Origin of the sequence: Azospirillum sp. (assembly GCF_035627195.1) — a bacterium.
Lineage (GTDB): Bacteria > Pseudomonadota > Alphaproteobacteria > Azospirillales > Azospirillaceae > Azospirillum.
The window spans coordinates 1-2,144 of the sequence record NZ_DASPMG010000401.1; the positions used below are offsets into that span (position 1 = coordinate 1).

General features: G+C 70.6%; 3 protein-coding genes. All 3 read right to left on the reverse strand.

What is annotated here, in order from left to right:
- Positions 1-409, reverse strand: a 409-nt coding sequence (locus VED21_RS34305; RefSeq protein ID WP_414638382.1) for a shikimate dehydrogenase family protein, incomplete at its 3' end; no start/stop codon positions are given.
- Complete coding sequence (locus tag VED21_RS34310) at positions 409-1,041, reverse strand: Maf family protein (RefSeq protein WP_414638383.1); 633 nt, start codon at positions 1,039-1,041, stop codon at positions 409-411. The genes VED21_RS34310 and VED21_RS34305, both read right to left, overlap by 1 nt.
- On the reverse strand, positions 1,038-1,889 hold the full coding sequence (locus VED21_RS34315) for a pyruvate, water dikinase regulatory protein (RefSeq protein ID WP_324890411.1): 852 nt from the start codon (positions 1,887-1,889) through the stop codon (positions 1,038-1,040). Before VED21_RS34315 ends, VED21_RS34310 begins: the two co-directional genes overlap by 4 nt.
- Positions 1,890-2,144 lie beyond the last annotated feature (255 nt).

Consider the following 2,144-nt stretch of genomic DNA (forward strand, 5'->3'; position numbering starts at 1 on the left):
CGCCGCCGGCACCGACCACCACGGCCGGCCCGGCATCCGCGCGCCAGCCCGGCGCACCGGCGCGCAGGTTCTCGACGAAGCCGAAGCCGTCGGTGTTGCGCCCCTCCAGGGACCCGTCCTCGCGCACCACGATGGTGTTCACGGCGCCGACGCCGCGCGCCGACTCGTCCAGATGGTCGACGGTGGCGGCGGCGATCTCCTTGTGTGGGACGGTGACGTTGCAGCCGCGCAGGCCCAGGGCGGGCAGGGCGCGGATGGCCTCCGCCGCGCGCTCCGGCGGGACGGAGAGGGGGACGTAGGCGCCGTCGATGCCGTACTTGTCCAGCCAGAAGCCGTGCAGCCGGGGCGAGCGCGAGTGCCCGACCGGCCAGCCCATGACGCCGGCCACCTTGGCCTTGCCGCTGATGATCATTCCGTCAGAATCCCATGGTCGCGCAGAAACCCGAGCACCGGCAGCAGCGGCAGCCCGAGGATGGTGAAGAAGTCGCCGTCCACCCGGTCGAACAGCTGCGCCCCCAGCCCCTCCAGGTGGTAGGCGCCGACGGAGTGCTGCACGACCTCGCCGCAGGCGTCCAGGTATTGCGCCAGGAAGGCGTCGCTGAACGGCCGCATGGCCAGTGTCGCGGCGTCGGTGTGCCGCCACAGCCGTTCGCCGTCGCGCACGATCACCGCGGCGCTGACCAGCCGGTGGCTGCGGCCGCGCAGGCGGGCGAGCTGGGCGCGGGCACCATCGCGGTCGCCCGGCTTGTCGAACCAGTCGCCGCCGCACTCCAGCATCTGGTCGGCACCCAGCACGAAGGCGCCGGGGTGGCGTTGCGCGACATGGCGCGCCTTGGCCTCGGCCAGCGTCTCGGCGGTTGCCTCCACGGTGGCCCCCTGCGCGCGGCAGGTGGCCTTCAGGGCGCCCTCGTCCACGTCGGCCGGGTCGCGCCTCACGGCGACGCCGGCCCCCTCCAGCATGGCGGCGCGCGCCTTGGAGCCGGAGGCGAGGATCAGCCGGGGCGGCTGGACAATGGGCTGGGCAACGGCGCCGGTGGTCACGACCCCGCTCCGCCGCCCGTCTGGCCTCCCGACTGGCCCCCGGTCTGACGGCGGGCCAGCAGCATCATGATCTCCGCCGCCGTCTCCTCGATGGAGCGGCGGGTCACGTCGATGACCGGCCAGCCGTGGCGGCTGAACATGCGCCGCGCCTCGGCCACCTCGCGCCGCACCTCCTCCGGGTCGACGTAGGTGGAGCTTTCGTTCTGGTTCAGCAGCTTCAACCGGTTGCGGCGGATCTGGATCAGCCGGTCGGGGTCCTTGGTCAGGCCGACGATCAGCGGGCGGCGGATCTTCTCCAGCTCCGGCGGCAGGGGGCAACCGGGCACGATGGGGATGTTCGCCGCCTTGATGCCGCGGTTCGCCAGATAGATGCAGGTCGGCGTCTTCGACGTGCGCGACACGCCCATCAGCAGCACGTCGGCCTCGTGCAGGTCCCAGGACGACTGGCCGTCGTCGTGCGACAGCGCGAACTCCATGGCGTCCATGCGGCCGAAGTACTCGGCGTCCAGCGCGTGCTGGCGGCCGGGCTGGCGCTGCGACTCGAGGCCCAGGTAGGCGGCCAGCGCGTTGATCAGCGGGTCCAGCACGGGGATGCAGGGCACCTGCACCTCGCGGCAGAAGTCCTGCAGCCGCCGCCGCAGCCCCTCGTCCACCAGGGTGAACATGACCAGTCCCGGATGCTCGCGGATCGCCTCCAGCACCAAGTCGAGCTGGCGGTCGGTGCGCACGAGATTCCAGAAGTGCTCGATCGGGCGGACCTGATCGAACTGGATCACGCAGGCGCGCGCCACACTGTTGATCGTCTCGCCCGTGGCGTCGGAAACGAGATGTAGGTGGAACTCTTTCATTGTCCCCAACATCCTGTGGAGGAATCGGACGATAGCCTGTGGATAACCATGGCGGCCGAATTCTGCCCCCACTGACCGGACTCATCACCCCCGTCCCGGCCACCATGGGGGAAGAGTCCGTCCTCCGCACCGGAAGATGGGGACGAATCAGCCGCCCCGCAGGTTATCCCCATGACTCACGAAAATCTCCCAAGCCCCCGCTTTTAGCATTTCCGCCGTTATCCCCGATAGTCCCGGATTCCGTCCACACCGGCG